This window comes from Sulfitobacter sp. 1A15258, from assembly GCF_043557045.1.
Classification (GTDB): Bacteria; Pseudomonadota; Alphaproteobacteria; order Rhodobacterales; family Rhodobacteraceae; genus Sulfitobacter; species Sulfitobacter faviae.
This window is the reverse complement of record NZ_JBIFFK010000039.1, coordinates 1-2,297: the sequence shown is the minus strand read 5'-3', so window position 1 is coordinate 2,297 and position 2,297 is coordinate 1. Positions and strand designations below refer to the sequence as shown.

At 60.9% G+C, this 2,297-nt stretch carries 2 protein-coding genes; both read left to right on the top strand.

Features of this window, described 5'->3' with window-relative positions; translation table 11 throughout:
* The first annotated feature begins 165 nt into the window (after window positions 1-165).
* A complete protein-coding gene (gene istA / locus ACGYK9_RS19310; protein WP_322346320.1) occupies window positions 166-1,695 on the top strand; it encodes an IS21 family transposase in 1,530 nt (509 codons plus the stop codon).
* Window positions 1,696-1,705: 10 nt separating this feature from the next.
* Window positions 1,706-2,297, top strand: a 592-nt coding sequence (locus ACGYK9_RS19305) for an ATP-binding protein (RefSeq protein WP_394415330.1), incomplete at its 3' end; no start/stop codon positions are given.

Genomic DNA, 2,297 nt, shown 5'->3' with positions numbered 1-2,297 from the left:
TGCGTATTCCGGGGTGATCCGCCCACCGATTCCGATTTGATGCGCCCACCCGTTCCGATTTTATCCGCCCACCGATTCCGGGGTATCCGCCCACCCCTGTGACGTGCTGCTGCGAGGCAATCTGTAACCGGCTACCTTTCGTCCTTTTGGCATGAAGGAAGCCCGATGAAGAGATTGCCGATGCGGAAGATACGAGATGTTTTGCGGCTGTCAGCCGAGGGCCTATCAACCCGCCAGATCGCAGCGAGTCTGGCGATTGGGCGAACAACCCTTCGGGGCTACCTTGATCGCGCTACTGAGTTGGGTCTGGGCTGGCCGCTGCCAGCAGAGATGTCTGATACGGACCTTGAGCGATGCCTCTTTCACCGAGCTCACCAGAACACCCAACGGATCGAGACGCAGCCTGACTGGTCGTATATTCACCGCGAGTTGCGTCGGAAGGGCGTAACGCTGTCACTTTTGTGGGAGGAACATCGCTCCGACCACCCCGAGGGATACGGCTACTCCCGATTTTGCGAACTTTACACGCGGTGGGAAGGCAAGCTGTCGCCGGTGATGCGACAGCGTCACCCGGCGGGCGAGCGGCTGTTCGTCGATTACGCGGGGCACACCATCGACGTGATTGATCCTCAGACCGGGGAAGTGCGCGCGGCACAGCTGTTCGTCGCGACGCTTGGGGCCTCAAGCTATACCTTTGCAGAGGCGACCTGGACGCAATCGCTGCCGGATTGGATCTCGAGCCATGTGCGTGCCTTTGGCTTCCTTGGGGGTGTGACGGCGCAGGTCGTGTCCGACAACCTGAAGGCCGGGGTCACCAAAGCGTGCTTTTACGACCCTGTGATCAACCGAACCTATGCGGATCTCGCCACCCATTACGACACAGCCGTTGTGCCCGCGCGGCCGCATAAACCAAAGGACAAGGCAAAGGTCGAAGGGGCGGTCTTGCTGGTCGAGCGCTGGATTCTGGCGCGGTTGCGCAATCGGCAGTTCTTCAGCCTCGGGGATGTGAACGCTGCCATTCGTCCGTTGCTTGACCAGCTCAACGACAAGGTCTCTCGGCATCTTGGGGCCAGCCGCAAGCAGTTGTTTGAGCAGTTGGATAAGCCCGCCCTGAAGCCGCTCCCGACGGCTCCATATGTCTATGCCGAATGGAAGAAGTGCCGAGCGGGGCTGGATTACCACGTCGCAATCGACAAGCATTACTATTCCGTGCCCTATCAGTTGCTGAAGAAAGAGCTGTGGGCTCGCATCACCGCCCGCACGGTCGAAGTCTTCCATGTTGGACAGCGTGTTGCTTCCCATGTGCGCACTTCTGGAAACGGCAGACATTCTACACAGCGCGAGCACATGCCAGCGCACCACAAGTTCCGCGAGGACTGGACGCCGCAGCGTATTATCGCACGGGCCGCTCGCGTCGGGCCGAATGTCGCCACCTTCGCAGAGGTTGTGATGCGCGAACGCAAGCACCCCGAACAGGGCTACCGGAGCTGTCTGGGTGTCATTCGGCTGGCCGACAAGTTCGGTGCCGCCCGCCTCGATGCGGCGTGCCGCCGCGCGCTCGAGATCAACGCCCGTTCTTACTCGTCACTCCAATCCATTCTCAAGAATGGGCTGGAGAGCAAGCCCCGCACCCGCGCCACGGAGGAGCCTGCAATCACCCACCCCAACATCCGTGGCGCCGATTATTTCCATTGAAAGGAACACAATGCTTGATCACCCAACCCTCGATCATCTGAAGGCCCTGCGGCTGGACGGTATGGCCGAAGCATTTGCCGAGCTGCAAGCGCAGGATGCCGCAGCCGACTTCAGCCACGCTGAATGGCTTGGCTTGCTCGTTGACCGTGAGGTCGCCAGCCGTGAGACCAAGCGGTTTGAAGCTCGGATGCGCTCGGCCAGGCTGCGCCATGTGGGCGCCTGCCCAGAAGATGTCGATTACCGCGCGCGCCGTGGTCTCGACAAGACGCTGTTCCAGAGTCTGCTCACCGGTAGATGGATCACCGACAAGCGCAATCTGATCATTACCGGGCCCTGTGGTGTCGGCAAAACTTGGCTCGGCTGCGCACTGGCGCAAACAGCCTGTCGCGACGGTGTCACTGTGGCCTACAAGCGAATGCCGCGTCTCTTCGAAGAACTCGAACTGGCCCATGGCGACGGGCGCTTCCCCCGCCTGTTCCGCAGCATCACCAAAGCACAGCTGCTCATCCTCGATGACTGGGGGCCAGACCGACTGACCGCCACGCAACGCCGGGATCTCATGGAGATCGTGGAAGAGCGCTACGGTCGCGGCTCAACGATGA